22 protein-coding genes are annotated in these 24435 nt (G+C 74.5%); 12 read left to right on the forward strand and 10 right to left on the reverse strand.

Annotated features, from left to right (window positions below; translation table 11 throughout):
- A partial coding sequence (gene hypE, locus AC0CYZ_RS14385; RefSeq protein WP_472216439.1) for a hydrogenase expression/formation protein HypE occupies nt 1-1065 on the forward strand: 1065 nt, incomplete at its 5' end.
- A gap of 30 nt (nt 1066-1095) precedes the next feature.
- A complete protein-coding gene (locus AC0CYZ_RS14390) occupies nt 1096-1428 on the forward strand; it encodes a hypothetical protein (protein WP_472216441.1) in 333 nt (110 codons plus the stop codon).
- Nucleotides 1429-1453: 25 nt separating this feature from the next.
- Here the strand turns inward: AC0CYZ_RS14390 and AC0CYZ_RS14395 are convergent, their stop codons facing one another.
- From AC0CYZ_RS14395 to AC0CYZ_RS14420, 6 genes are all read right to left on the reverse strand, one after another.
- Complete coding sequence (locus AC0CYZ_RS14395; RefSeq protein ID WP_472216443.1) at nt 1454-2122, reverse strand: D-sedoheptulose-7-phosphate isomerase; 669 nt, start codon at nt 2120-2122, stop codon at nt 1454-1456.
- The gene (locus AC0CYZ_RS14400; RefSeq protein WP_472216445.1) at nt 2119-2730 is read right to left on the reverse strand and encodes a D-sedoheptulose-7-phosphate isomerase; all 612 of its coding nucleotides are present in this window, start codon (nt 2728-2730) and stop codon (nt 2119-2121) included. The genes AC0CYZ_RS14395 and AC0CYZ_RS14400 overlap by 4 nt, the downstream gene beginning before the upstream one ends.
- The gene (gene hypF / locus AC0CYZ_RS14405) at nt 2715-4964 is read right to left on the reverse strand and encodes a carbamoyltransferase HypF (protein WP_472216479.1); all 2250 of its coding nucleotides are present in this window, start codon (nt 4962-4964) and stop codon (nt 2715-2717) included. The genes AC0CYZ_RS14400 and hypF overlap by 16 nt, the downstream gene beginning before the upstream one ends.
- A 35-nt stretch (nt 4965-4999) precedes the next feature.
- Nucleotides 5000-5263 carry a HypC/HybG/HupF family hydrogenase formation chaperone gene (locus AC0CYZ_RS14410; RefSeq protein WP_472216447.1) on the reverse strand — a complete coding sequence of 88 codons (264 nt, stop codon included), beginning with the start codon at nt 5261-5263 and terminating at the stop codon, nt 5000-5002.
- Nucleotides 5260-5613, reverse strand: a complete 354-nt coding sequence (locus AC0CYZ_RS14415) for a PadR family transcriptional regulator (RefSeq protein ID WP_472216449.1) — start codon at nt 5611-5613, stop codon at nt 5260-5262. The genes AC0CYZ_RS14410 and AC0CYZ_RS14415 overlap by 4 nt, the downstream gene beginning before the upstream one ends.
- Before the next feature lie 168 nt (nt 5614-5781).
- A complete protein-coding gene (locus AC0CYZ_RS14420; RefSeq protein ID WP_472216451.1) occupies nt 5782-6615 on the reverse strand; it encodes an SCO6745 family protein in 834 nt (277 codons plus the stop codon).
- Nucleotides 6616-6970: 355 nt separating this feature from the next.
- Here AC0CYZ_RS14420 and AC0CYZ_RS14425 point away from each other — a divergent pair, with 355 nt between their 5' ends.
- Entirely contained in the window at nt 6971-8275 is a 1305-nt protein-coding gene (locus tag AC0CYZ_RS14425) for a DEAD/DEAH box helicase (RefSeq protein ID WP_472216453.1), read from the forward strand.
- A gap of 124 nt (nt 8276-8399) precedes the next feature.
- A complete protein-coding gene (gene helR, locus AC0CYZ_RS14430) occupies nt 8400-10583 on the forward strand; it encodes an RNA polymerase recycling motor ATPase HelR (RefSeq protein ID WP_472216455.1) in 2184 nt (727 codons plus the stop codon).
- Nucleotides 10584-10587: 4 nt separating this feature from the next.
- Here the strand turns inward: helR and AC0CYZ_RS14435 are convergent, their stop codons facing one another.
- On the reverse strand, nt 10588-11046 hold the full coding sequence (locus AC0CYZ_RS14435) for a PNPOx family protein (RefSeq protein ID WP_472216457.1): 459 nt from the start codon (nt 11044-11046) through the stop codon (nt 10588-10590).
- A 78-nt stretch (nt 11047-11124) separates the two neighbouring features.
- On the opposite strand from AC0CYZ_RS14435, the gene AC0CYZ_RS14440 reads away from it, so the two are divergent.
- Nucleotides 11125-11709, forward strand: coding sequence for a TetR/AcrR family transcriptional regulator (locus AC0CYZ_RS14440; protein WP_472216459.1), 585 nt, complete (start codon nt 11125-11127; stop codon nt 11707-11709).
- Nucleotides 11710-11915: 206 nt separating this feature from the next.
- On the forward strand, nt 11916-13202 hold the full coding sequence (locus AC0CYZ_RS14445) for a heparin lyase I family protein (RefSeq protein ID WP_472216461.1): 1287 nt from the start codon (nt 11916-11918) through the stop codon (nt 13200-13202).
- Nucleotides 13203-13219: 17 nt separating this feature from the next.
- Here AC0CYZ_RS14445 and AC0CYZ_RS14450 read toward each other — a convergent pair whose 3' ends face one another.
- Nucleotides 13220-13783: a hypothetical protein gene (locus AC0CYZ_RS14450; protein ID WP_472216463.1), complete on the reverse strand. Its 564-nt coding sequence runs from the start codon at nt 13781-13783 to the stop codon at nt 13220-13222.
- Nucleotides 13784-14069: 286 nt separating this feature from the next.
- Nucleotides 14070-14246: a hypothetical protein gene (locus AC0CYZ_RS14455; RefSeq protein WP_472216465.1), complete on the reverse strand. Its 177-nt coding sequence runs from the start codon at nt 14244-14246 to the stop codon at nt 14070-14072.
- 645 nt (nt 14247-14891) lie between these two features.
- Between AC0CYZ_RS14455 and AC0CYZ_RS14460 the strand changes: the two genes are divergently transcribed.
- The 3 genes from AC0CYZ_RS14460 to AC0CYZ_RS14470 all read left to right on the forward strand — a co-directional run bounded on the left by AC0CYZ_RS14460 (nt 14892) and on the right by AC0CYZ_RS14470 (nt 18286).
- Nucleotides 14892-15593, forward strand: coding sequence for a hypothetical protein (locus AC0CYZ_RS14460; RefSeq protein ID WP_472216467.1), 702 nt, complete (start codon nt 14892-14894; stop codon nt 15591-15593).
- 466 nt (nt 15594-16059) lie between these two features.
- Nucleotides 16060-16512 carry an SsgA family sporulation/cell division regulator gene (locus AC0CYZ_RS14465; RefSeq protein ID WP_472216469.1) on the forward strand — a complete coding sequence of 151 codons (453 nt, stop codon included), beginning with the start codon at nt 16060-16062 and terminating at the stop codon, nt 16510-16512.
- A 133-nt stretch (nt 16513-16645) separates the two neighbouring features.
- The gene (locus AC0CYZ_RS14470) at nt 16646-18286 is read left to right on the forward strand and encodes a Na+/H+ antiporter (RefSeq protein WP_472216471.1); all 1641 of its coding nucleotides are present in this window, start codon (nt 16646-16648) and stop codon (nt 18284-18286) included.
- Here the strand turns inward: AC0CYZ_RS14470 and fucP are convergent.
- Nucleotides 18283-19632: an L-fucose:H+ symporter permease gene (gene fucP / locus AC0CYZ_RS14475; protein ID WP_472216472.1), complete on the reverse strand. Its 1350-nt coding sequence runs from the start codon at nt 19630-19632 to the stop codon at nt 18283-18285. The genes AC0CYZ_RS14470 and fucP overlap by 4 nt on opposite strands.
- A gap of 126 nt (nt 19633-19758) precedes the next feature.
- Here fucP and AC0CYZ_RS14480 point away from each other — a divergent pair, with 126 nt between their 5' ends.
- From AC0CYZ_RS14480 to AC0CYZ_RS14490, 3 genes are all read left to right on the forward strand, one after another.
- Nucleotides 19759-22518, forward strand: a complete 2760-nt coding sequence (locus AC0CYZ_RS14480; protein WP_472216473.1) for an ATP-binding protein — start codon at nt 19759-19761, stop codon at nt 22516-22518.
- Between the two features lie 103 nt (nt 22519-22621).
- A complete protein-coding gene (locus AC0CYZ_RS14485; protein WP_472216475.1) occupies nt 22622-23413 on the forward strand; it encodes an alpha/beta hydrolase in 792 nt (263 codons plus the stop codon).
- Nucleotides 23410-24198, forward strand: coding sequence for an SDR family NAD(P)-dependent oxidoreductase (locus AC0CYZ_RS14490; RefSeq protein ID WP_472216477.1), 789 nt, complete (start codon nt 23410-23412; stop codon nt 24196-24198). Before AC0CYZ_RS14485 ends, AC0CYZ_RS14490 begins: the two co-directional genes overlap by 4 nt.
- The last annotated feature ends 237 nt before the right edge of the window (nt 24199-24435 follow it).

The raw sequence follows: 24435 nt of genomic DNA on the forward strand, positions 1-24435 counted from the left end.
GAGGAGCAGGTCCTCGAGCGCATCGAGCGGGCGCGGCGGCGCAAGCCGCGGGTGCGGGAGGAGCGCGTCACCCTCGCCCACGGGGCCGGGGGCAAGGCCACCCACACCCTCATCGACGCGGTGTTCGTCGAGGCCTTCCGCAACCCGGTCCTCGAGCAGCTCGAGGACGGGGCGTCCCTGGAGGTGGGCGGGGCCCGACTGGCCTTCACCACGGACTCCTACGTGGTCTCGCCACTGTTCTTCCCCGGCGGGGACATCGGCGACCTCGCCGTCAACGGGACGGTCAACGACCTCGCGATGTGCGGCGCCCGGCCGTTGCACCTCTCGGCGGGGTTCATCCTCGAGGAGGGCTTCCCGGTCGCCGACCTCCGGCGGATCGCCGACTCGATGGCGCGCGCCGCCGCGGCGGCAGGCGTCCAGATCGTCACCGGGGACACGAAGGTCGTCCCGCGGGGCAAGGCCGACGGCTGCTTCATCACCACCGCCGGGGTCGGCGTCCTCGAGAGGCCGGTGACGCTGAGCGCCACCGCCGCCCGCCCCGGCGACGCCGTGATCGTCTCCGGACCGCTCGGCGACCACGGCATCACGATCATGCTCGCCCGCGGTGAGCTCGACATCGAGGCCGACCTGGTCTCCGACACCGCCCCGCTGCACGAGTTGACCGCGGGCCTGCTCGACGCCGGCGGCGACGGCGTGCGGGTGTTGCGCGACGCGACCCGCGGCGGAGTCGCCACGATCCTCAACGAGATCGCCGGCGCGTCGCAGGTCGCCGTCGTGGTCGACGAAGCGTCGGTGCCCGTGCGCGAGGTCGTCACCGGCGCGTCCGAGCTCCTGGGGATCGACCCGCTCTACGTCGCCTGCGAGGGCCGCCTGGTCGCCGTGGTCGACGGCTCCCGCGCCAACGCGGTGGTGACCGCGCTGCGGGCGCACCCGCTCGGCGACGGCGCCGCCGTCATCGGGCACGTCGCGGACGACCCGCCCGGGCTGGTGCTCCTGCGCACCGCATTCGGCGGCACCCGCATCGTCGACATGCTCGTCGGCGATCCCCTGCCGCGCATCTGCTGACTTCCCCGACCAGGGCAAAGGAGCTCGATCATGAAGGACGCCGAGAAGGGCGCCGACAAGGCGTTCGACGCCGACAACGCCCCGCCCCCGGGAGAAGGGCGCGAGGCCTCCCCCGAGGAGCGCGCGGGGATGAAGGACACCGACACGAACCCGCAGCCGCCCCTCGGGGTGGGCGAGAGCATCAACGAGCGCGCCGAGGACATCGCGCGCAAGGCCGAGGAGAAGCGGGGCTCCGACCGCGAGGGCCACAAGGGCGCCTCCGGGCGGCCCTACGGCAGCGGTGACGAGGCCCGCGGGGTCGAGCCGCAGCCGTCGGTCACCGAGGGGAGCCCCGACCTCGGACCGGGGGACCAGGGCGGCTGACCCGCGGGTCGGGTGCGGTCTCCCGTCACGCGAGTGCGCGGAACACCAGCTCGCCCAGCACCTGGTAGACGGTGGTCTGCGCCTCCTGGATGCGGTGGACCGAGGCGGACGGCACGACGAAGAGGTGGTCGATGGTGTCACTCTCGGCCATCCGGCCCCCGTCGTAGCCGGCGAGCCCGATCGTGACCATGCCCAGCCGGCGCGCCTCGGCGAACGCGCGCACCACGTTCGCCGAGTTCCCGCTGGTGGAGAGCCCGAGGGCGACGTCGCCGCGACGCCCCGCCGCCGCGAGGGGGCGCGCGAAGACGACTTCGAAGGAGACGTCGTTGGACAGGGCCGTGAGTACGGCGACGTCCGCGGTCAAGGCGGTCGCCGGAAAGCCGCTCGCGGGGGCGTCGGCCAGCTCGGGAGCGGCGAACATCGTGGCGACGGCCTGGGCGTCGGTGCTGCTGCCGCCGTTGCCGAACGTGAACAGCCGGCCCCCCGCGGCGAACGAGCGCGCCATCGCCGCGGCGCACACGACGAGCGCGTCGGCCTGGTCGGTGAGCACCTGCTCCCGCAATGCGCCGATCTCCGCGGCCTTGTCCCGGGTGGAGCGCCGGACCTCCTCGAACACCCGGTCGCGCACGGCGGCACCGTCGTCATCGTCGTCCGAGGAGAAGAGGAACGGGTAGAGCGCCTCGATCCCGCTCACGGCGTCACCCCCATCGCCGCCGGCTGTTCGAGGAAGACGTGGGCCAGCTCCCAGAGCACGTGGTAGGTCGTCACGTGCATCTCCTTCACCACCGCGGGATCGGACGATCGGGTGCAGAGCAGGTGATCGACGCCCGGCGACGCCGCGACGAGTCCACCGTCGCCACCGACGAGCGCGACGGTCAGCAGCCGCCGGTCGTGCGCCTCGCGCAGCGCCCGGACCACGTTGGTACACCGCCCGTCGACCGAGAAGCCGACGGCGATGTCCCCGGGGCGGGCCTGGGAGCGCAGCTGGGCGGCGAAGACGTCGTCGAACCCGGACCGGCGGGCGATCCCGGTGACGGTGGCCGGGTCGGTCACCAGCGAGATCGCGGGGAGGGCGCGCTTTCCCACCGTCACCGGGTGCACGAACTCGACGGCGAGGTGCGCGGCGTCCGCGGCGGCAGCGCCGTTGCCGAATGCGATCAGCCGGCCGCCCCGGTGGAAGCGGACGGCGATGTCGTGGCACGCCGCCGCGATCCGCCCGGCCTCCCCGCCGAGCGCCCGGGTGGGGGCCCGGCGCCGCGCGAAGGCCTCCACCGCGTCCTGCACCGTCAGCTCTCGGGGCACGGTTCTCCTTCCCTGGTGGGGGGCCGGCATGCGGCCACGGCGACCTGACCGAGGGCGAGCCCCCCGTCGGTGCAGGGGACGCGCTCGTGCACCAGCACCCGGAGCCCGTGCGCCTCCAGCCCCGCACGGACCCGTTCCAGCAGCACCGCGTTGAGGAACACCCCGCCGGACAGGGCCGCCGTGCCGACGCCGTGCTCGGCGGCCGCGGCGACGGCCGCGCGCACCGTGGCGTCGGCGAGGCCCAGGTGGAACCGGGCCGCGATCCGGCCCGGATCGACTCCGTGGCCCAGGTCCTCGACGACGGCCGACACGAGCTCGCCGGCCGCGACGACCCCGCCGTCGACCCCGACCGGATAGGCCGACCGTTCCTGGGGGTCGACCCGCTGCTCCAGCTCCACCGCGGCCTGGCCCTCGTAGGTGGTGGTGTCGCGGACGCCGATCAGCGCGGCCACCGCGTCGAAGAGCCGCCCCGCGCTGGAGGTCCGCAGCGTCACCGGGGAGTCGGCGAGGGCCGCGACCGCGTCCCATCGGTCGGCGTGGCGACGGGCCACCGCGAGGTCGGCGCCCGCGCGGCCCAGCCAGGCCGCCGCCATCCGCCACGGTGCCCGCACCGCGGCCGCCCCACCGGGCAGCCCGACGGTCTCGAGGTGCCCGACGCGACGCGCCGCGCCCAGCGAGGCGAGCAGCAGCTCGCCGCCCCAGACGGTGCCGTCGGGGCCCCAGCCCGTGCCGTCGTACGCGATGCCGAGGACCGGTCCGTCGTCGACGCCCCACCCGTGCTCGGCCAGGCACGACGCGACGTGCGCGTGGTGGTGCTGCACGCCCACCGGCTCGAGGTCGTCCCGGTCGAGCGCGTACTTCGTCGACAGGTACTCGGGGTGCAGGTCGTGCGCGACCACCTGTGCGTCGACGGCGAACAGCCGACCGAGGTGCTCGACGGCCGCGGTGAAGGCCCGCAGCGTGGCCAGGTTCTCCAGGTCGCCGATGTGGGCGGAGAGGAACGCCCGCCGTCCGGCCGCGACGGCGACGGTGTTCTTCTGCTCGCCGCCGACGGCCAGCACCGGCCGGTCCACCGTGAACGTGAGGGGCACCGGCTCCGGGGCGTACCCGCGGGCGCGGCGGACCGGGACCGGCCGGCCGCGCGCGGTCCGGAGCACGGAATCGTCGACCCGGGTGTGGATGGCGCGATCGTGGGCGAGGACGCCGTCCGCGAGTGGGGCGAGGCGCTCCGCGGCGTCGTCGTCGCGGTGCGCGATCGGCTCGTCGGAGACGTTGCCGCTGGTGAGCACCATCGGAGTCCCGAGCCCGGCGAGGAGCAGGTGGTGCAGCGGGGTGTAGGGCAGCAGCACCCCGAGCTCTCCGGTCGCGGGGGCCACCGAGGCCGCCACGCGCGCGTCCGCCCGGCGCGGCAGCAGGACGATCGGGCGGCGGCGCGAGGTCAGCAGGGCCGCGTCGTCGGGGTCGGCGACCACCAGCGACGCGACCGCGGCCGGATCGGCGACCATGACCGCGAACGGCTTGTCCTCGCGGTGCTTGGCCGCGCGCAACCGCGCCACGGCCGCCTCGTCGTCGGCCCGGACGGCGAGGTGGTAACCGCCGAGCCCCTTGACCGCGAGAACCTCCCCCGCGCGCAGCCGGCGGATGGCCCGGTCGACCGGGTCGACGGCGGACCCGTCGAGACGCAGGGTCGGGCCGCACGCCGGGCAGCACAGCGGCTGCGCGTGGAAGCGCCGGTCGGCGGGGTCCTCGTACTCCGCGACGCACGCCGCGCACATCGCGAACCCGGCCATCGTCGTGCCGGCCCGGTCGTAGGGCACGTCGCGGACGATGGTGAACCGCGGTCCGCAATCGGTGCAGTTGGTGAACGGGTACCGGTAGCGGCGCGCGGCCGGGTCGGCCATCTCGGCGAGGCAGGCGTCGCAGGTGGCGGTGTCGGCCGACACGAGGGTGCGGATCGCGCCGTCGCGGTGCCCGGCGGTACTGGGGGCGATCCCGAAGCCGGTCGCACCGGTGGTCGGCTCGGGTACGACGGTCACCGACTCCACGACGGCGAGGGGCGGCGGCCGCCGCTCCAGGGCGTCGACGAGGGCGTCCACCGCGGACGGGTCACCCTCGGCCTCGAGCACCACTCCCGCCTCGTCGTTGCCGACGAACCCGGCCAGCCCCAGTCGCGTCGCCACCGCGTGCACGAACGGCCGGAACCCGACGCCCTGCACGATCCCGGTCACGTGCACCCGGACCCGTACCCGTACCCGGCCGGCGACCCGCGTCACGGTGGACCGGGAGTCCCGGGGCCGACCTCGGCGACGGCCGGGTCCGCGGCGGCGGGCCCCAGCGATGCGATCGCCTCCGCCGCGTGCACCAGCACGACGTCGCCGGGCACGGCATCGACGAGCGCCACGCTCACCGTCTCCGTACTCACCCCCGTGTCGACCCGCGCGAGATCGGGCTCGATCAGTTCGACGACGGTGACCTGCACCGCCGTGTCCGCGCAGGTGATGCAGACCGGACCGTCGCAGGGAGAACGGCTCATCGCGACGCGACCGTGATCGGGTGCAGCGCCCGGCCGCAGCGGTCGAGGAAGTCGTGGAGGAGCTGGTGGGTCACCTCGACCGTCTCCATCTGCCGGTGCAGCGCTTCCAGTCCGGCCGGGGTCAGCGCGTAGGTGCGGCGCGCCGGACCCGCGGTCGACACGCACCACGACGAGCAGACGAGCCCTTCGCGCTCCAGCGCCCGGAGGGTGCGGTAGACCCCGCCCGTGTCGGTGTCGTCGATGAACGAGGCGTGCAGACGCTCCACCAGGTCGTAACCGTGGGCGGGCCGCTCCTGGAGCAGGAGCAGGAGGCACGGTCGCTGGAAGTTCCGAGGTTCGCAGCCGCCCATGACCTCATCCGATGCTCGTGTCGGTAGGGAGGTCCCGGGGGCCGGGGGACCGTCTCGGGTGTGTTCTAGATCATAGAGAGTCTCACGGTCGAGGGAGCCGGACAAGGGCCGCGGGGACCGTGGCCGGAGCCCACCGGGCACGTCAGTGCGTCCGGGGCCACGACGAGGCTACGACGGCCCCGAGGCCACCAGGACCGCGGCGACGGGCTCGAGCACCGCGATCAGTTCGTCCAGTTCGTCGGAGGTCAGGCCGTCGTAGGGCGCGGCCGCGAGCCGGTCGGTGGTGGCCTCGATCCGTGCCTTGGCCGCCCGGCCGGCCTCGGTGAAGTGACCCGAGGCGTCGATCAGGTCGCGGGCGCGCAGCCCGTCCATGACGGCCGCCAGCCGCGTCCTCGGCAGGTGGTGGATCCGGCCGAACGACTCCGCGGGGTGGATGCCCATGTCCAGCGCGCTGAGCACGTGGGACTCCGTGCCGCCGACCCCCTCGGCCATGCACGCGGCGACGTGCCCGTCCCCGCGGTGCTCGCGGAGCACGTCCGCGGCGTGCCAGAGCCGGGCCACCGGCTCGTCGGGGATCGGCTGTGCGCGCAGGGCGGCGAAGATCGGCCGGCCCTCGCTCGGCGGGCTGACCGCGGCCCGGGTGAGCAGGTCCGCCGCGCGCGCCAGGCCCGCGGAGTCGGCGAGGTCGCCGAGGATCCGCCGCAGCGCGGCGACGCAGCCGCGCTCGCGGGCCGCCATCGCCTGCTCGGGAGTGACGCGGTCCCAGACGCGGGGGAGGTGCCGGGCCGCCTCGCCCTCGGCGAAGCTGTAGAAGAGCGCGTGCACGACGTCGGCGGGCACCCGGCCCAGGGGCGCGGAGCGGCCGGCGAAGTAGCCGTCCCAGTAGTTGGTCAGCCCGATCGCGGCCATCGCCTCGTTCGGCTCCTCGCAGAAGAAGTTGACCAGGCAGATCGGCTCGAAGAGTTCGGACATGCGGCGGGCGAGGGGCGCTGAGGTCGGCATCGGGGGTCAGCTCCTGGGGCTCGTGGCGGCACTCTCGCGGGCCGCCTTCCGCCCCCTCCACGAACGGTCCGCCCGTGGATCGACACCGGCCGCCGTGTGATCTTGCCCCGGGTGGCGGGGAGCCCAGGGGCGCCTCTGCCACACTGAGGGGGCAACGACGTCGGGCCACCGCTCCGGCGTACCCCCGCCCCGGCCGTCGCTCTCGAGGAGCGCGCCGGGCGGCCTCCCCGGATCCAGGTGACTCCACATCTCTGACCTTCCCCTGCCGTTCACCGCGCTGGGCATCTCGCCCTCGGTCGCCGAGGTCCTCGCCGGACTCGGCATCACCGACCCGACGCCGATCCAGGCCGCGGCGGTGCCCGACGCCCTCGCCGGCCGGGACGTGCTCGGCCGCGGCCGCACCGGGAGCGGCAAGACCCTCGCGTTCGGCCTGCCGCTGCTCGCGACGCTGGCCCGCTGCGACGCCCCGACCCGGCGCTCGAAGCCCCGCGCCCTGGTCCTGCTGCCGACCCGCGAGCTCGCCGGCCAGGTCCGCGACGCGCTCGCCCCGATCACCGAGGCCCTCGGCCTCGAGCAGACCGTCGTCTACGGCGGCGTCGGCCAGCGTCCGCAGGAGCAGGCGCTGCGTCGCGGCGTCGACCTGCTCATCGCCTGCCCCGGACGCCTCGAGGACCTCATCGGCCAGGGCCTGGTCGACCTCGACCGCGTCGAGGTCACCGTGCTCGACGAGGCCGACCACATGTCCGACCTGGGCTTCCTCCCCGCCGTCCGGCGCCTGCTGCGCCGTACGCCCGCGGACTCGCAGCGCCTGCTGTTCTCCGCGACGCTCGACGGCGAGGTCGACCGCATCGTGCGGGAGTTCCTGCACGACCCGGTCACCCACAGCGTCGACCGGGCCAGCGAGCCCGTGCCGGACATGACCCACCACGTGTTCACCGTGCGCAAGGACGACCGCACCGCCGTCGTCCAGGAGCTCGCGGCCGGCCACGGCCGGACCATGTTCTTCACCCGCACCAAGCACTCGGCGCGCCGGCTCTCCCGTCAGCTCACGACGGCGGGCATCCCCGCCGCCGAGCTGCACGGCAACCTCAGCCAGGGCGCGCGGGACCGCAACCTCGGGGCCTTCCGCGACGGCGAGGTCCGCGTCCTGGTGGCCACCGACATCGCCGCGCGCGGCATCCACGTCGACGACGTCGCCCTCGTCGTGCACGTCGACCCGCCGTCGGAACACAAGGCCTACATGCACCGCTCGGGCCGCACCGCGCGTGCCGGCGCGACCGGGGACGTCGTCACGCTCGTGGCGCCCGACCAGCGCGACGACGTCGCGAAGATGACCCGGAAGGCGGGCATCCGGCCCCGCAGCGCCGAGGTCGGCCCGGGCGCGCACGCGATCGCCGAGCTGGTGGGCGAGGCGGCCCCGCGGGTGCGCGTCGAGGAGCGACCCGCCGCGTCCGAGGGCCGGTCGCAGGCCCGGCCCGAGTCGCGGCCGGGTGCGGGCTCCGACTCCGGCCGTCCGCGTCGCCGCGGCGGGCGGGGCGGCCGTGGTGGTGGCGGCGCTCCCGGTGGTGGCACCGGCCGCAGCGGCGGTGGTCGGCCGGGGTCCTCGGCGGCACCGGCCGCACGGGCGGGGGCGGCCAGCCGTCCTCGCCGGTCACGCTGACGCGGCGCCGGCCCTCGAGGAGTCCCGCCGTACTCAACGTATAGCGGGGCGCGGGGCTTGCGGCAAGACCCCGGTCGTCCCGCACCATCACGCGGCCGAGTTCCGACCCGACCTGGGGGTCCGAGTGCCGTTGCGCGGATACGACGAGGAACTGCGTTCCGAGGCGGAGTACATCGCGGGCCTGTACGTCCGGCTCGACGCCGAACGGGCACGGGTGACGTCCGAGTACGACGCCGCGCTGCGCGGGACCGGCGGGACGCCGATGGAACGCGACGTCCAGGTCCGCGCGTCGGCGAAGCAGATGCGCCGGCTCGACGTCGCGGACACCGGGCTGTGCTTCGGCCGGCTGGACTCGCTCACCGGCGAACGGGCCTACATCGGCCGGATCGGGATCCTCGACGAGGAGCACGACTACGAGCCGTTGTTGCTCGACTGGCGGGCCCCGGCGTCGCGGGCGTTCTACGTCGCGACCGGCGCGCATCCCGACGGGGTGCGCCGGCGGCGCCAGTTCCGCTCGCACGGCCGACGGCTGACCGGCTTCACCGACGAGGTGTTGGGACGCCCCGACGCCGGTGACCACCCGGGCGACGAGGCGCTGCTCGCGGCCGTCAACGCCCCCCGCGGCGAGGGCATGCGCGACATCGTCGCGACCATCCAGGCCGAGCAGGACGAGATCATCCGGCTCGACCACCCGGGCGTCACCGTGATCGAGGGCGGCCCGGGCACCGGGAAGACGGTGGTGGCGCTGCACCGCGTCGCCTACCTGCTCTACACCCAGCGCGAGCGCATCGAGCGCCACGGCGTCCTCGTCGTCGGACCCAACCCGGCGTTCCTCGACCACATCGGGCGCGTGCTGCCCTCGCTCGGCGAGTCCGACGTCGTGTTCGCGACGACGGGCGACCTGGTGCCGGGCCTCCACGTCACCGCCGAGGACCCGCCCGACGTCGGGGCGCTCAAGGGCTCCCTCGCGATGCTGGACGTCCTCGCGGCGGCCGTCGCCGACCGGCAACGACTGCCCGAGGACCCGCTGCCGGTCACCCTGGGCGGCGTCGGGCTGTCGATCGACGACGAGACCGCGGCGTGGGCCCGGGACGAGGCGCGCGCGAGCGGGCGCCCCCACAACGAGGCGCGGGCGGTGTTCACCGAGATCGTCACGTACGTCCTCACCGAGCGCGCCATGGGCCGGATCGGCCGGGGCTGGCTCACTCGGGAGGACCGGAAGGCCTGGGACCAGCTGCGCACCGAGCTGCTCCGGGAACTCGCGAACGACGACGCCTTCACCGCCGCGCTCGACGCGCTCTGGCCCGTCCTCGCGCCGGAGACGGTGCTCGCCGAGCTCTACACCTCCCGCGCACGCCTGCGGGCGGCCGGCGCGGACCCGAGGCTGTGGCGAGCGGTCGGCTCCGCCTGGACGGTGTTCGACGTCCCGCTGCTCGACGAGCTGGTCGACCTCCTGGGCCGTGACCCGGCGGGCGCGGTCGACCGGGCCGCCGAGCAGGACCGCGCGGCGCAGGCCGAGTTCGCCACCGCCGTCATGGACGGCATGGCGCTGGACCGCGAGGAGATGGACGAGGACTACGGGCTGGCCGCGCAGGACCTGCTCTACGCCGAGGACCTCGCCGAGCGGTTCGGCGAGCACGACACGCGCGAGCTCGCCGAACGCGCGGCCGCGGACCGGGACTGGACCTACCGCCACGTCGTCGTCGACGAGGCCCAGGAACTGTCGGAGATGGACTGGCGGGTGCTGATGCGCCGCTGCCCGGGCCGGTCGTTCACGGTCGTCGGGGACCTCGCCCAGCGCCGGTCCCCGGCCGGGGCCACGTCGTGGGCGGCGGTGCTCGAGCCGTACGTGCCCGGACGCTGGGTCTACCGCGGCCTGACGGTGAACTACCGGACGCCCGCGGAGATCATGTCCGTCGCCGCCGCGCTGCTCGCCGAGTTCGCCCCCGAGGTCCGGGCGCCGGAGTCGGTCCGTGCGAGCGGGGTCCGGCCGTGGTCCCGGCACGTCACCGCCGAGGAACTGCCCGACGCCGTCGAGGAGTTCGTGCGCGACGAGGCCGGGCGCGAGGGGACGAGCGTGGTGATCGGGCCGGCGGGCGTGGCGGGTGCGGTGCTCCCGTCGGCGACCAAGGGGCTCGAGTTCGACGCCGTCCTCGTCGTGGAGCCCGAACGGATCCTCGAGGACGGCCCGCGCGGGGCCGCCGAGCTCTACGTCGCCCTCACGCGCGCCACTCAGCGCCTCGGCGTCCTGCACCGGGGCCCGCTGCCCTCGGCCCTGACGGGACTCGCGGAGGTCGCCGCGGTGTGACGGGCTAGCGGGGCGTCAGCCGGAACGCCCGCGCGCCGCCGGCCCAGGCGAGGTGCAGGTCGGCCGGGTCCGGCTCGCCGCGGGAGTCCAGCCCGATCTGGTTGAAGCCGGCGAACTGGCGGTTGTCCCGGCACATCGTCGCGTAGACCTCGGTGACGCCGGGCTCGTCGGTGAGGGCGACGACGTCGGCGGTGCGGCGGCGCCCGGCGAGCAGGATCGTCACCGGCTCGCCGGTGCGCAGGTTGCGCCCCCAGGCGAACGGCGTCCCGACCAGGAGGTCCGCGCCGTCGCGGGTGTAGGCGACGGGGACGTCGTAGCGGGTGCCGCTCCTGCGTCCGACGACCTCGATGACCATCAGCCGCCGCCCGACGACGCGATTGAGCAGCGGCACGTGCAGCAGGGCGCGGACGACGCGGTTGACCGCCGTCTGGTTCGACATCGTCTGCGCGCGGGGGGTCGTCATCGGGAGCCTCGATCGATACGTGGGCGTTTCGTTGCTGTCATCGATACGCTAGCGCCTCGATGACGGGGAGGGAACCGGATGACGGAGTCCGTTCGCGCGCCGCTCGGGCGGGGGGAGCACGCCCGACGGCGGGTGCTGCGGGCCGCGCTGGACGTGCTCGCCGACGATGGGATGCCGGGTTTCACCGTCGAGTCGGTGGCCCGCCGGGCCGGCGCTAGCAAGGCCACCGTGTACCGGCACTGGCCGACGGCCTCGGCGTTGCTCGTCGACGCGATGGACGCCGAGTTCCGCCCGGTCCCGGAGGTCGACACCGGTGACCTGCGCGCGGATCTGGTCGCGCTCCTGACGGCGTTCGCGGCCTCGTTCACCGACTCACCCTTCCCGAAGCTCATGGCCGCGTTCACCGACGCCGCGGAGCGCGACCCCGCGCTCGGGGAGATGCACGCGGAGCTGACCCGCCGACGACGGGAGCCGCTCCTGCGGGTGCTGGACGCGGCGCGCGCGCGGGGCGAGCTCGTCGACGACCTCGACGCCGAGCTCGTCGTCGACCTGCTCGCCGCCCCGTTCTTCTACCGGCGGCTCGTCGCGCACCGGCCGATGCCGCCGGAGCTGCCCGGCGCCGTCGTGGATCACGTGCTCGCGGGGGTGCGGACGCAGGGGTAGGGAGGGAGGCTCGACGGGCCGACCTCAGCCCGGTCCCCTCTCGCGGGGGCAGGGCGTTCGTGCGTCGTCGGGCGCGCAGGTGTCGCAATCCTCTGGTCCCACGGCACCAAGCTCGCGCTCGAACGGTTTCGGACGCGCAGCGACCCGGCAACGCTGTGAAGGCTGTAGGGACGCCGACCGGCACCTTGGGGGCCGCGCACACGATCATGGGACGCCATCGCTCGACGGGTCTGCCCCGCGCTCAGCAGGCGGCCCTGCTCGCGACCGGTGCGGTCACCACCTCGCACCGCCGGGGACGGAGCTCGCCGCGGGCCCGCTCGGCCTCGGTGCTCGCCGTCGGGGTCCTCGCGGCCGGCGTGGTGATCACCGCAGTGTCGACGTCGTGGTTCCAGGAGGCCGCACTCCCCGAGTCGAGGGCCGGGGAACCGCCCGCGAAGCCCGACGCCCGGCCCGGCTCGGGTGCGCCGGCTCCGGCCCCCGCCGCCCCGGCGGCCGTCCCGGCACCCGCGCCCCCGGTCTCGGTGTGGCGCGCCGACGACCAGGGCTTCCGGCCCGCCGCCCGGACCACGGTGGGCGCCGCGGCCCCACTCGTGTCCGGCGGCGAGGTGTCGGTGCAGCTCACCGGCCGCGGACAGCGCGGCGAGCTCGAGCCCGACCTCCCCGCCGCGACGGAGGGCGACCAGCACGACCTCTCCTTCCTGCTGCGGCTCGGGCCCGACTTCCCCGTGCACGGGACGGGTCGCCAGGTGATCGCACGGTGGCAGAACGACGGGCCCGGCCCGGCCCCGCTGGAGCTGTGGGTGCGCGACGGCCACCTCGTGCTGCACGGCGGCGAGGGCCATCCCAGTGGGTGGCGTGCGTTCGACCACGCGCTGGGGCCGGTCCGCGCCGGGCAGTGGTGCGGCGTCGGACTCCAGGTGTGCTTCTCCGCCAACCCCGACAAGGGCCACGTCAGCGCGTGGCGGGACGGCGAGCCGGTCCTGACCGAGCACCACCCACGCGGCGGCACGCTCTATCCCGGGCAGCAGAGTCACCTCACGGTGGGACTGCACCGCGACGCGGGCATCGCGGAGCCCGCGACGGTCCACTTCCGCGACCTGCAGGTCGCCCGGACCCACGCCGCGACGCACCCGCCCTCGATCCCGCAGCAGCGGTCCTCGAGCTCGCAGAGCGCGCAGCGCCGGACGGTCGAGCACCGGACGGTCGAGCACCGGACCGTCGAGCACCGAGTGCCGGAGCAGCGGACGACCGAGCAGCCGACCACCGGGCACCGGGTGACCGAGCACCGGGTGACCGAGCACCGGGTGACCGAAAGTCGGGCGACCGAGGGTCGGGCCGCGGAGCACCGCTCGGCAGCACCTCGGCGCGAGGTGCAGCGGTCGAGCGACCACCGGTCGACGGACCACGGGTCGAGCTCGCACGGCTCCGTCCCGCGCAACACGCCGTCGCACGTGACGGCGAGGCAGGGCGGGTCCACGGGCGCGCGCCGGTAGCCCCCGCCCTCGACGCGCTACGGAGCTCCGGCCGACGGATGTCCGACGCCGCCGTCGGCGATCGCGGCGGCCAGCGCCCGGCTCGGCCGCGCGGGGTCGACGCGGCCGGTGCGCTCCTGCGGCAGCTCGGGCACGAAGGGGATCTTCGTGATGGCGTCCTGGTACAGCGTGACCGCCACCGGCAGCGTCACCTGGTCGAACTCCAGCGCGGTCTGCAGACCCTCGAGCTCGGCCCCGCACGCCTCGGCGGCGCTGATCCGGGCGACGGCGTCCTGGCGCTTCACCAGGTTCGCCGCGACGGCCGAGACCACGGAGACGACCAGCGCGGCGAGGCAGAGCACCTGCCACACCAGGCTGCTCCGCGGCAGCGACAGCCCGGCCTGCACGCCGTCGGCGAACCCCGGCCCGCCGAGCGCCGGCCCGGCGGTCAGGACCACCCCGAGGGCGCTCGCGACGATGCTGAGGTTCGCCAGCCGGTTGCCCCGCGGCCGCAGGTCCGCCACGAACTGCGCGATGCTCTCGCGGCGCGCCTGGATCCTCGTCAGGAGCAGGTCGCGTCGGTCGCCGTCCTCGACGGTCATGTCGTCCCCCCTCGATGCCCCCTTCTCACTCTGAGTGAGCGGGACCAGGGCCGCAATAGAACGTTCAGGGGACTGGGTCGTCGATGAGGCGCGTCTCCGGCAAAATCTCCCCGCGCCGATGCATCCGGCCCACCAGTGCACCAACGGCAGCAACGGGTACGGCCCGATGCCACCGCTCTCCCGCGAACTTGTGTGATCTCGACCACTTGGGTTCGACGCCCGCACGCTTCGCGGTACTCCTCGTTTCCTGGGGTGTATGTCCGGCGTCCCGACGACGCCGGACCCGTCACTCAACGCGTCGGACCTCCGGATCGTGAGCCGCCGGTGAGTCGAGGGGGTGGGAGTCGTCGACGACGTCCACTCGGAGCCGGTCGCGCTCCGCCTCCTCCGCCGCCTCGTGCTCCTCGCCGGGCTGCTGGCCGGCCTCTTCCTCGCCGGTCTCGTGCTCGCCGGTCCTGCCCACGCGGCCTCCGGAGAGGGGGGTTCGTCCGACGGCGGCCACTCGACCGGCACGACGCGCTCCGTGGTCCACGCGGTCATCGGCACCACGTCGGCCAAGACGACCTCGGCCACGGCGACTCCGACCAAAGCGTCCACAGCCAAGCCGGCTGCAGCCAAGACGACGTCGACGAAGGCGACCTCAGTCAAGGCCACCGCGGCCAAGGCGACCTCGGCCACGGCGTCTCCGACCACACCGTCCACAGCCAAGCCGGTCGTAGCCAAGGCGACGTCCGTCAAACCGACGTCCGTCAAAGCGACCGCGGCCAAGGCGATCTCGGCCACGGCGACCTCGACGAAGGCGACCCCGGTCACGGCGGTCGCGGGCGACACCGCGTCCGGTCCACTCCGCCGCGTGGCGGCCGGCACGTCCGCGACGGCGGTGCGTATGACGTCGCCGGTCGCAGCTCCCCGGCCCCGTGTCGTCGATCCTGACGCGGTCGTGCCACACCTGGCGCCGCTCGACACGACAGTCGACCGGGCCACCACGGCCGCCGCGATCCCGGCACTCGCCTCGTCCGCGGGCTCGATCGTGGATCGTGCGTCGACCCTCCCGATCGACCTCGGGACCGCCCTGAGCACATCCGGACTCCGCACGGTCCTCGCACCCGTGACCACGGTGACGTCGACGGTGGCCCACGCGGAACCCGCCGTGTCGGCGCTGCTCGCCCCGGTCGTCGCCCTGCCGCGCACCCTCACCCAGCCGGCCGGGCTGATCGGCCGGACCGGTGGCCTCCTCGTCGACACGGTCACCGGGCTGACCGGCACCACCACCGCGCTGACCCGGACGGTGGGCGAGCTCGGCGAAGACGTCCTCGGCGTCCCGCGGGGCGCGCTCGGCGGCCTGGCCGTGCTGAACGGGATCGTCGGGACCGCAGGGCCGACGCCGCCCCCGGACGTCACCCTCGCCCTCGCCCCAGGAACGACCGCGGACCGGCTCCCGGCCGCCACGACACCCGGGCCACCCCTCCTCCTCCCCACCGGGCCCGCCCACGATCCGCTCTCCGGCGAGGTCGCGTCGACGCGGCCGACCGGTCCTGGCTCGGCGGGCGCGGCGTCGCTCACGGTCGACGCCGCTGCGGGTCCCGGGTCCCAGCCCGGGCGTCCCGGCGCGCCCGCTCCCTGGGACCCCGTCGCCCCGGCGGCCCCCGCCGGAACGGCCGGCGCCTCGACGGGCGCCGGCGCGAGCGTCCCGACCGGCATGATGGGCGACCCGCTCGCCCTGCCGGCGATCCTGATCGGCCTCGTGCTGGTCGCCTGTGGCCGCCGGTCGTCGTGGTGGTTCCCCGAGGTCGCCATCGGGCCCGACTGAGGCCTCGACGTCCGCCGTCCCGCGGTGCGCGGGTGGCGGTCGTGCGATGGACGTCTCGGTCAGTTTCTCCGAGGCAGGCCCATCGGCCCGTGCCCGTGAGGTGACGCCTTCCCGCGCGCTCGTCCGGTCGTCGTGACCGGCGCACAGCGCAGCGCGGGCGAGCCGGTCCGGGCGAGGGCCGCCCGTGCGTGCCTGCCTCCAGGGACCGGTCGTCCGGCTCCGAGGTAGTGCGCTGCCCCGGGGTCGGCCGGCCCAGGCGATCACGCGCGGGGCCTCGTCGTCGAGGCACCGCCCGGCGAAGGGCCGTACGAGGGGGCGGCTCATCGCCGGTCGGCGCGGTTGCCGCGGCGCGTGCCCCGCGCGTGATCGTCGCCAGCCCCCGAGCGGCTGCGGGCCCGACGGACCGCCCGCCACCGGACCACCAGACCTTGCTGCGAAAGGCCGTGCGATGCGACACGACATCCTCGTGCGCGTTCCCGTCATCCTCGAGCTCGTGCGCGCCCACCGGCCTCCGGTGCCCGCCCAGGTCGAGCTGCGCTACGCGGGGCAGGACCCCTACGCGGTCTCGCTCGCGTTCCAGACCGTCCACTCCGGCGAGGTCGTGTGGCGGTTCTCGCGCGGGCTCCTCGCCCAGGGCCTGATCGAGGCGGCCGGCGAGGGCGACGTCCGCCTCCGCCCCCTCGACACGCCTGTGCCGGGGAAGGTCGTCGAGATCGAGCTGCGGTGGCCCGGTGGGCGCGCCGTGTTCCACGCCCCCCACGAGGCACTCCGCGGGTACCTGGCCCGCACCCGGGAGGTCATCGCCTTCGGCGCCGAGCACGAGTGGCTCGACCTCGACCACGCCGTCGCGATGCTGCGCCTCGCCCCGCCCCGGTCGCCGAGCAGGGACCGCTTCCACTGCTCGAGCAGCGACGAGTGATCGCCCCGCCTCCTGCGCGACGGCGGGGTGCCCCCGGGGCGCGTGCTCGCCTACCGTGCTCGGGAATCCGATCATCTCCGACGTCGGCGCCGATCGGGTGACGGACCCGACGTCGCGGAAGGACGGACCCGTCGTGCAGGACCCTCACGTGCTGCAGGTGCTGGTGGTCCTGCTCCTGGCCGTGCTGGCCTTCAGCTGGCTCGCCGACCGCCTGCGGATCGCCGCACCGGTCGTGCTGCTGCTCGGCGGCGTGCCGCTCGGGTTCCTGCCGTGGACCGCGGGGACGACCCTGCCGCCCGAGGTCGTCCTGCTCGTGTTCCTCCCGATGCTGCTCTACTGGGAGTCGCTGACGACGTCGCTGCGGGAGATCCGCGCGAACCTACGCGTCGTCGTCCTGGCCGCCGTGCTGCTGGTCGTGGCGACGGCCGCGACGGTCGCCGCGGTCGGTCACGCGTTCGGGCTGTCGTGGCCGGTCGCGTGGGTGCTCGGCGCAGTCGTCGCCCCCACCGACGCCACCGCCACCGCAGCCGTCGCCGGGTCCATGCCGCGCCGGCAGCTGACGATCCTGCGCGCCGAGAGCCTGGTCAACGACGGCACGGCGCTCGTGATCTTCGCGATCGCGGTGTCCGTGGCCACGGGTGAGCAGGCGTTCAGCTGGCCCAGCGCGCTCGCCGAGTTCGCGCTCTCCTACGGCGGTGGGATCGTCGCCGGGCTGCTCGTCGCCTGGCTCGCGACCCTCGGGCGTCGGCTCGTCCACGGCACGGTGGTCGAGAACGGCATCAGCGTCACCAGCCCCTTCCTGGCCTACCTGCTCGCCGAGGAGGTGCACGCGTCCGGCGTGCTCGCCGTGGTGGTGTGCGGCCTGGCGGTGAGCCGGGTCGGTCCGCGCCTCATCGCCGCCCGGACCCGGATGCAGGCCCACGCGTTCTGGCAGGTCACCACGTTCCTGCTCAACGGCGCCCTGTTCGTCCTGGTGGGCATGCAGCTGCGCCCCGCGCTCGCCGGCCTGCGGACCTACTCGGTCGGCGACGCGACCCTCGACGCCGCGCTGGTCGCGGTCACCGTCATCGGCACCCGGTTGGCGTGGCTCTACACCACGCCTTACCTCATCCGGCTCGTCGACCGCCGGCCGAGCCAGCGCCGACGACGGGTCGGCGCCCGGCAGCGCCTGCCCCTCGCCTGGTCGGGGTTCCGCGGCGGGGTCTCCCTCGCCGCCGCCCTCGCGGTGCCCGTCACCCTGGCCGACGGCACGCCCTTCCCGGGCCGTGAGCTGATCATCATCGTCACCTTCGGGGTCATCCTGGTGACGCTGCTCGTGCAGGGACTCACGCTGCCCGCGGTCCTGCGCGTCGCGCGGCTGCCCGAGGACACCGCCGTCGCCGCCGAGGAGCACCTCGCCCACCGACGCGCCCTCGAGGCCGGCCTCGACCGGCTGCCGGAGCTCGCCGCGGACCTGGGCGTCCACGACTCGGTCCACGACCGGGTCCGCGCGGAGTACGAGGAGCGCCTCCGTCACCTCGACCTGCAGCGCCCGCAGGACGACGACGCGGCGGGGACGGCGGGGCAGACCGACGAGCTCGACGAGTACGAACGCCTGCTGGCCGCGGTGCTCGCCGAGAAGCGCGCCGCGGTCGTCGCACTCCGCGACGAAGGAGCCATCGACGACATCGTGCTGACCCACGTCCAGACCGGCCTCGACGCGGAGGAGATACGCCTCGACCGCCGCGCGAGCTCGGAGGGCGACCCACCGGCCCCAGAGCGCTCCTCCGGCTAGGAGGCGGCGGCCCGGTCGACGGCCGGGTCCGGCGCGTCGTCGGACACGTGGTGGCGCAGGTTGCTGCGGAAGTAGAGCAGGATCCCGAGGAAGCACACGGCGGAGACCACGAAGGACCTCTGGAGCGACCCGAGGACGTCCGACACCGCGCCCTGGATCACCGGCACGACGGCGCCGCCGACGATCGCCATCACCAGGATCGCGCCGCCGGTCTCCTGGTAGCGCTTGTCCTGGATGGTGTCGAGGGTCTGCCCGAAGATGGTCGGCCAGCACGGTCCCATCAGCAGGTTGGACGCGATCACCAACCAGATCGCGGACGCGGCCGGCCCGAACGCCGCCCCCAGGAGCAGGACCGCGCCGATGGCGCAGTAGACGACCAGCACCCGGGCGGCGGAGAACCGCGCGATCAGGGCGTTCGCGACGAACTTCCCGACCAGGAAGCAGGAGAAGCCGACGATCATGAAGTTGGTCGCCTGGCGCTCGTTCATGCCGGGATACAGCTCGAGCGCCACCCGGATGGTGAACGACCACACCGCCGTCTGCAGACCGACGTAGAGGAACTGCGCGCCGATGCCCTTGCGGTACTGCGGGATGCGGCCGAGCACGCGAAGGGTCTCCGCCAGGCCGGCCGGCCGTTCCGCGGCCTCGCCCGTCGGCTTGCCCCGCGGGTACTCGGTGACCAGGAACAGCACGAGCAGGCAGACCAGGACGATCAGGATGTACTTGTAGGGGAGCAGAGTGTTCTGCAGCAGGGCCTGGCCGAGCGCGAGCTTCGCCTCGGGCGTCGGTGCGGCGTCCATCTGCGCCTGGATCGAGTCCCCGGTGCTGAAGATGAGGTACTTCCCGAGGATCACGCCCAGCAGGTTCCCGACCGGGGTGAAGGTCTGCGAGATGTTCAGCCGCAACGTCGAGGTCGGGCGCGGGCCGAGCATCGACGAGTAGGTGTTCGCGCTGGTCTCCAGGAAGCTCAGCCCGATCGCGACGGCGAAGATGGCGAACAGGAACATGCCGTACGTCGCGAACGAACTGGCCGGGAAGAACAGCCCGCACCCGATGATGTAGACGGCGAGGCCGATCAGGACGCCGACCTTGTAGGACGTCCGCCGCACGATGCGCGACGCCGGGATGGCGATCAGGAAGTAGCCGCCGTAGAACGCCGACTGGACGAAGGCCGTCGCCGCGTCGGACAGCGTGAAGACGTGCTTGAACTGCGTGATCAGGATGTCGTTCAGCCCGGCGGCGGCGCCCCACATCGGGAACAGCAGCGACAGCAGCACGAATTGGAAGAGGGGCGTCCGGTCCAGGTAGCCGGAATCCAGCTGCCGTGCCGGATTCTTGATCAGCATCCAACCCACCCCCGCGCGCCGGTGCCCGGTCGACTGGGAAGTTAGCCGGGCTACTCGGTGAGCGGCAAGGTCTCCGCCGCGGAGCACGCTGGACGGCCGAACTCGTGGACCTGGATGCTGCACGGCGTGACCACCGGCGCGGGCCTGCGACTCGTCGGGCGCGAGGACGAGCTGCAGGCGCTGGTGGAGCGGGTGGAGGGGGCCCATCTCGGCGGCGTATTGATCGGGCTGATGGGTGAGCCCGGCGTCGGGAAGAGCGCGCTGCAGGCCGGGGTCGCCGCACACGCGCGATCGAACGGCTTCCGCGTGCTCGCCGCGCGGGGCGCCCAGTCCGAGGTGCACCTGCCGTTCGCCGGCCTGCACCAGCTCCTCCGGCCGTTGCTGGGACGCGCGGACCGGCTGCCCGAACGCCAGCGTGACGCCCTGCTCGCCTGTTTCGCGATGAGCGACTCGCCCGTGGTCAACCCGTTCTTCACGTCCCTGGCCGTCCTCGAACTGCTCGTCGACGCGGCGCTCGAGGCGCCGGTGCTCGTGTGTCTCGACGACCTCCACCTGCTGGATCAGCCCACGCTCGACGTGCTCGCCTTCGTCGCTCGCCGCATCGCGGGTGAGCGGGTCGCGCTGGTGTGCGCGGCCCGGAGTGGATCCCTCCCGTTCGCCGACGACGAGACGATCACGTGGATCGAGGTGCAGGGGCTGACGACAGCCGCCTCGACGGCGTTGCTCGCCGCGCAGGCTCCCGACCTGACTCCGGCGCTCCGCGACCGGATCCTCCGCGAGGCCGACGGCAATCCCCTCGCGCTCCTGGAGTTCGCCGTCGCCGTGCAGTCGGGCCGGTGGTCCGGGGCGGACGACGAGCTGCCGATGACGACGCGGCTGGAACGCGCCTTCCTGGCGCGAGCCGGCGACCTCGACGAGGCCGCGCGGGTCGTCGTCGACGTCGCCGCGCTGAACGACGGGGAGGACCTCACCGACGTGCTCGCCGCGGCCGCGACGCTCCACCCCGCCGCGGGCCACCTCGCCGCGGTGGCGCCGGCGTCGCAGCTCGAGCTGCTGACGGTGGTCGGCGACACCTACCGGATCACCCATCCCCTGGTCGGCTCGGCGGTGCGCCAGGCGATGTCGCCCGCCACCCGCCGTCGCGTGCACGCGGCCCTCGCCGACGTCCTGTCCGCGCAGCCGGACCGCGCGATCTGGCACCGGGCCGCCTCGGCTCCGGGGCCCGACGAGCAGATCGCGGCCGGGCTCGAGCGCGCCGCCTCCGAGGCCCGTCACCGTGGCGCGGTGTCCACGGCGGTCACGTGGCTGGAGCGGGCGGCAGCGCTGAGCCCCGACCCCGGCGACCGCGCCGCCCGCCTGCTCGGCGCCGCGGAGATCGGCTACGAGCTGGGCCGCTTCGTGCAGGTGGAGCAGATCACGGCGCGGGTCTCGGGGATGGTCGTCCGGGCCCGCGAGCGGTCACGGCTGGCGTGGCTCGAGGGGGTCTTCCACGACGGGTCGACCAGCGAGCCCGCGGAGATCCGTCACCTGGTCGACCTCGCCCGGCGCGCCACCGAGGACGACGACGCCGACCTCGCGATGCAGCTGTTGTTCGGCGCGTCCCGGAGGGTGTGGTGGCGCGACCCCGGGGAGAGCGTCCGCCACGACGTCGTCCGGGCCGCGCGCGAGGTGCGCCTGTCCGCCGGCGATCCCCGGGTCCTCGCCGTCCTCGGACTCGCGGACTCGCTCGCGCTCGGCCCGGAGATCGTGGGTCACCTGACGCAGTGGCCGGCGGACGCGGGCGGTCGGCCGGATCTCGCCGGGCTGCTCGGCATCGCGGCGTTCGGGGTCGGCGACTTCGGCCTCGCCACCACGTTCCTGTCCGCCCCCGTCCAGCAGCTGCGGGCGGACGGCCGGCTCGGCCTGCTGGCCGAGGCGCTCGCGCTCCGGGCCTGGGCCGAGATCAACCTGGGCGTGTTCGACGGGTCGAGATCGGCCGAGGAGGCCTGGCGGCTCGCCGACGAGACCGGGCAGGCGGTGTGGGCCGCCACCGCACGTGCCGCCGTCGCCGTGATCGACGCCGTGGGCGGCCACTGGGACCTCCGCCACCCCCTGCTCACCGAGGCCGAGGACACCGCCCGCCGGATGCCCAACGCGAGCTCGTCCCTGCTCGCCGGCGTGCAGCTCGCCCGCGGCATCGCCGCACTCGGCGCCGAGCGGCCCGAACCGGCCTACGACGAGCTGCACCGGGTCTTCGTGCGCAACGACCCGGCGCACCAGCGGGTCCAGCAGCTCTGGACCCTGAGCTACCTCGCAGACGCGGCCGTGCACGCCGGGCGGCGCGAGCAGGCATCGGCCCTGCTCGAGGCGGTGGAGCGGTCGGCGGGCAGCGCTCCCACGGCGGGACCGACGATCGCCCTGGAGTACACACGGGCAGTCCTGGCCGACCCCGCCTCGGCCGAGGAGCTCTTCGGAGCGGCCCTCGACGGGGCCGGGCGCGACCTCCCGTGGCACCGCGCCCGCCTCCAGCTCGCCCACGGATCGTGGCTGCGCCGGCAGCGGCGGACCGTCGAGTCCCGCGCCCCGCTCCGCGCCGCCCGCAGCACGTTCGACACCCTCGGCGCCCACAGCTGGGCCCACCGGGCCGACCGCGAGCTCCGGGCGACCGGCGAGCGGGGATGGCGCCCGGCGAGGAGCCCGCGCGAGGAGCTCTCCCCGCAGGAGACCCAGATCGCTGAACTGGCGGCCGAGGGACTGTCCAACCGGGAGATCGCCCAGCGGCTGTTCCTGTCCCACCGCACGGTCGGCTCCCACCTGTACCGGATCTTCCCGAAGCTCGGGGTCACCAGCCGCAGTCAGCTCGCGGCCGTGCTCGTTCCCGCCCGATCGGCAGTCATCCGACGCTAGCGCGCGGCACGGCACCCGCACGTGACCGGTCGTCGCGACTGAAGCCCACCGTCGTCGTCGTGCCTAGCGTTCGAGGCCCTGAACACCGACGGAGGAGACGACCGTGGGCACTCCCGTGCTCTTCATCCATGGCCTCTGGCTGCACGCCTCGTCCTGGGACCCGTGGATCGAGCGGTTCCGCGAGGCGGGCTACGACCCCCAGGCGCCGGGCTGGCCCGGCGACGCCGACACCGTCGAGGCCTCGCGACAGGACCCGGACGCGATCGCCGACCACGGCATCGACGACGTCGTGGCCCACTTTGCGGGGATCGTCGACACGCTCCCGTCCGCCCCGATCCTCGTCGGGCACTCCTTCGGCGGGCTGATCGCCCAGAAGCTCCTGGGGCAGGATCGCGCCCTCGCGGCCGTCGCGATCGACGCCGCGCAGATCAAGGGCGTGCTCCCGGTCCCGCTGTCGGCGCTGCGGGCGACCCTGCCGGTCTTCAAGAACCCCGCCAACAGGCACCGCGCGGTCTCGCTGACCGAGGAACAGTTCCGTTTCGCGTTCGCGAACGCGGTGTCGGAGGACGAGTCGCGAGCGCTGCACGCACGCTGGACGATCCCGGCGCCGGGGCGCCCCCTCTTCGAGGCGGCGTCGGCGAACTTCGATCCCCATTCCCCGGCGAAGATCGACACCGCCAACGAGAACCGCGGCCCGCTCCTGTTGATCGCCAGCGGGAAGGACCACACGGTCCCCGAGTCGGTCACGCGCTCGACGCTGAAGCAGTACCGCCACTCCGAGGCCGTCACCGACATCCACACCTTCCCCGACCGCGGGCACTCCCTGATCATCGACTCCGGGTGGCCGGAGATCGCCGAGTTCTGCCTGACGTGGCTGAAGGAGCACGTCCGATGAGGCTCGACCTCACCGGCCGGACGGCGGTGGTGACCGGCGCCAGCCGCGGCATCGGGTTCGAGATCGCGCAGGCGCTCGTCCGCGAGGGCGCCCAGGTCGCCGCCGGGGCGCTGCACGGCTCCGCGGAGCTGGGTGCGCTCGCCGACGAGAGCGAGATGATCGTCGTCCTCGACGACCTGACGACCGCGGCCGGCACCCAGACGCTCGTCGACGAGGCCGTGGCGCGCTTCGGTGGCATCGACCTGCTGGTCAACAACGTCGGTGGCGTCCACCCCCGCACCGACGGGTTCGTCCACGTCACCGACGCCGACTGGCAGTGGGCGCTCGAGGTGAACCTGATGTCGGCGGTCCGCGCGACGCGCGCCGCCGTCCCCCACCTCGTCCGTCGCGCCCCGTCGGCGATCGTCACCGTCTGCTCCGTCAACGCCGCACTGCCGGACCCCGGCGTCATCGACTACAGCGCCGCGAAGGCCGCGCTGCGCAGCTTCTGCAAGTCGCTCTCGAAGGAGTTGGGGCCCTCGGGGGTCAGGGTCAACACCGTCAGCCCCGGCCCCGTCGAGACCGCGCTCTGGCTCGGAGCCGGGGGCGTGGCCGAGACGATCGGGCAGGCGCACGGCTCGGACCCCGCCGCGGTCAAGGCGGCCGCCGTGGCCGGCACCCCGACCGGACGCTTCACGCACCCGGCCGAGGTCGCCCAGCTCGTGCTGATGCTCGCCTCCGAGACGGCGGGCAACATCACGGGAGCCGACGTCCTGATCGACGGGGGCATGGTGAGCAGCCTGTGAAGGGCGCCGACCTGCAGGATGTCAGCGGCGGGTGATGATCGAGAGCGACACCAGTAGCACGCTCACCTCGGCCGAAGGCGGACGCTCTCCGACGGGCGAGGAGGATCGCCGACATGCCGAGCCACGTCCCACTCACTCTCGACGACTTCGGCAGCTTCACCGTGGGCGGGCGCTACGTCACGATCCGGGACGCGGAGGTGCGACACGTCCAACTCTCCACCGACCTGCCCACGTACG

It is taken from the genome of Actinomycetospora sp. (assembly GCF_055612215.1).

What these genes read in the sequence shown, in the direction of transcription:
- AC0CYZ_RS14390 (WP_472216441.1), top strand. Translation starts at nt 1,096, where the DNA reads ATGAAGGACGCCGAGAAGGGCGCCGACAAGGCGTTCGACGCCGACAAC.
- AC0CYZ_RS14410 (WP_472216447.1), bottom strand. Translation starts at nt 5,263, where the DNA reads ATGAGCCGTTCTCCCTGCGACGGTCCGGTCTGCATCACCTGCGCGGAC.
- AC0CYZ_RS14415 (WP_472216449.1), bottom strand. Translation starts at nt 5,613, where the DNA reads ATGGGCGGCTGCGAACCTCGGAACTTCCAGCGACCGTGCCTCCTGCTC.
- AC0CYZ_RS14420 (WP_472216451.1), bottom strand. Translation starts at nt 6,615, where the DNA reads ATGCCGACCTCAGCGCCCCTCGCCCGCCGCATGTCCGAACTCTTCGAG.
- AC0CYZ_RS14435 (WP_472216457.1), bottom strand. Translation starts at nt 11,046, where the DNA reads ATGACGACCCCCCGCGCGCAGACGATGTCGAACCAGACGGCGGTCAAC.
- AC0CYZ_RS14440 (WP_472216459.1), top strand. Translation starts at nt 11,125, where the DNA reads ATGACGGAGTCCGTTCGCGCGCCGCTCGGGCGGGGGGAGCACGCCCGA.
- AC0CYZ_RS14445 (WP_472216461.1), top strand. Translation starts at nt 11,916, where the DNA reads ATGGGACGCCATCGCTCGACGGGTCTGCCCCGCGCTCAGCAGGCGGCC.
- AC0CYZ_RS14450 (WP_472216463.1), bottom strand. Translation starts at nt 13,783, where the DNA reads ATGACCGTCGAGGACGGCGACCGACGCGACCTGCTCCTGACGAGGATC.
- fucP (WP_472216472.1), bottom strand. Translation starts at nt 19,632, where the DNA reads ATGCTGATCAAGAATCCGGCACGGCAGCTGGATTCCGGCTACCTGGAC.
- AC0CYZ_RS14490 (WP_472216477.1), top strand. Translation starts at nt 23,410, where the DNA reads ATGAGGCTCGACCTCACCGGCCGGACGGCGGTGGTGACCGGCGCCAGC.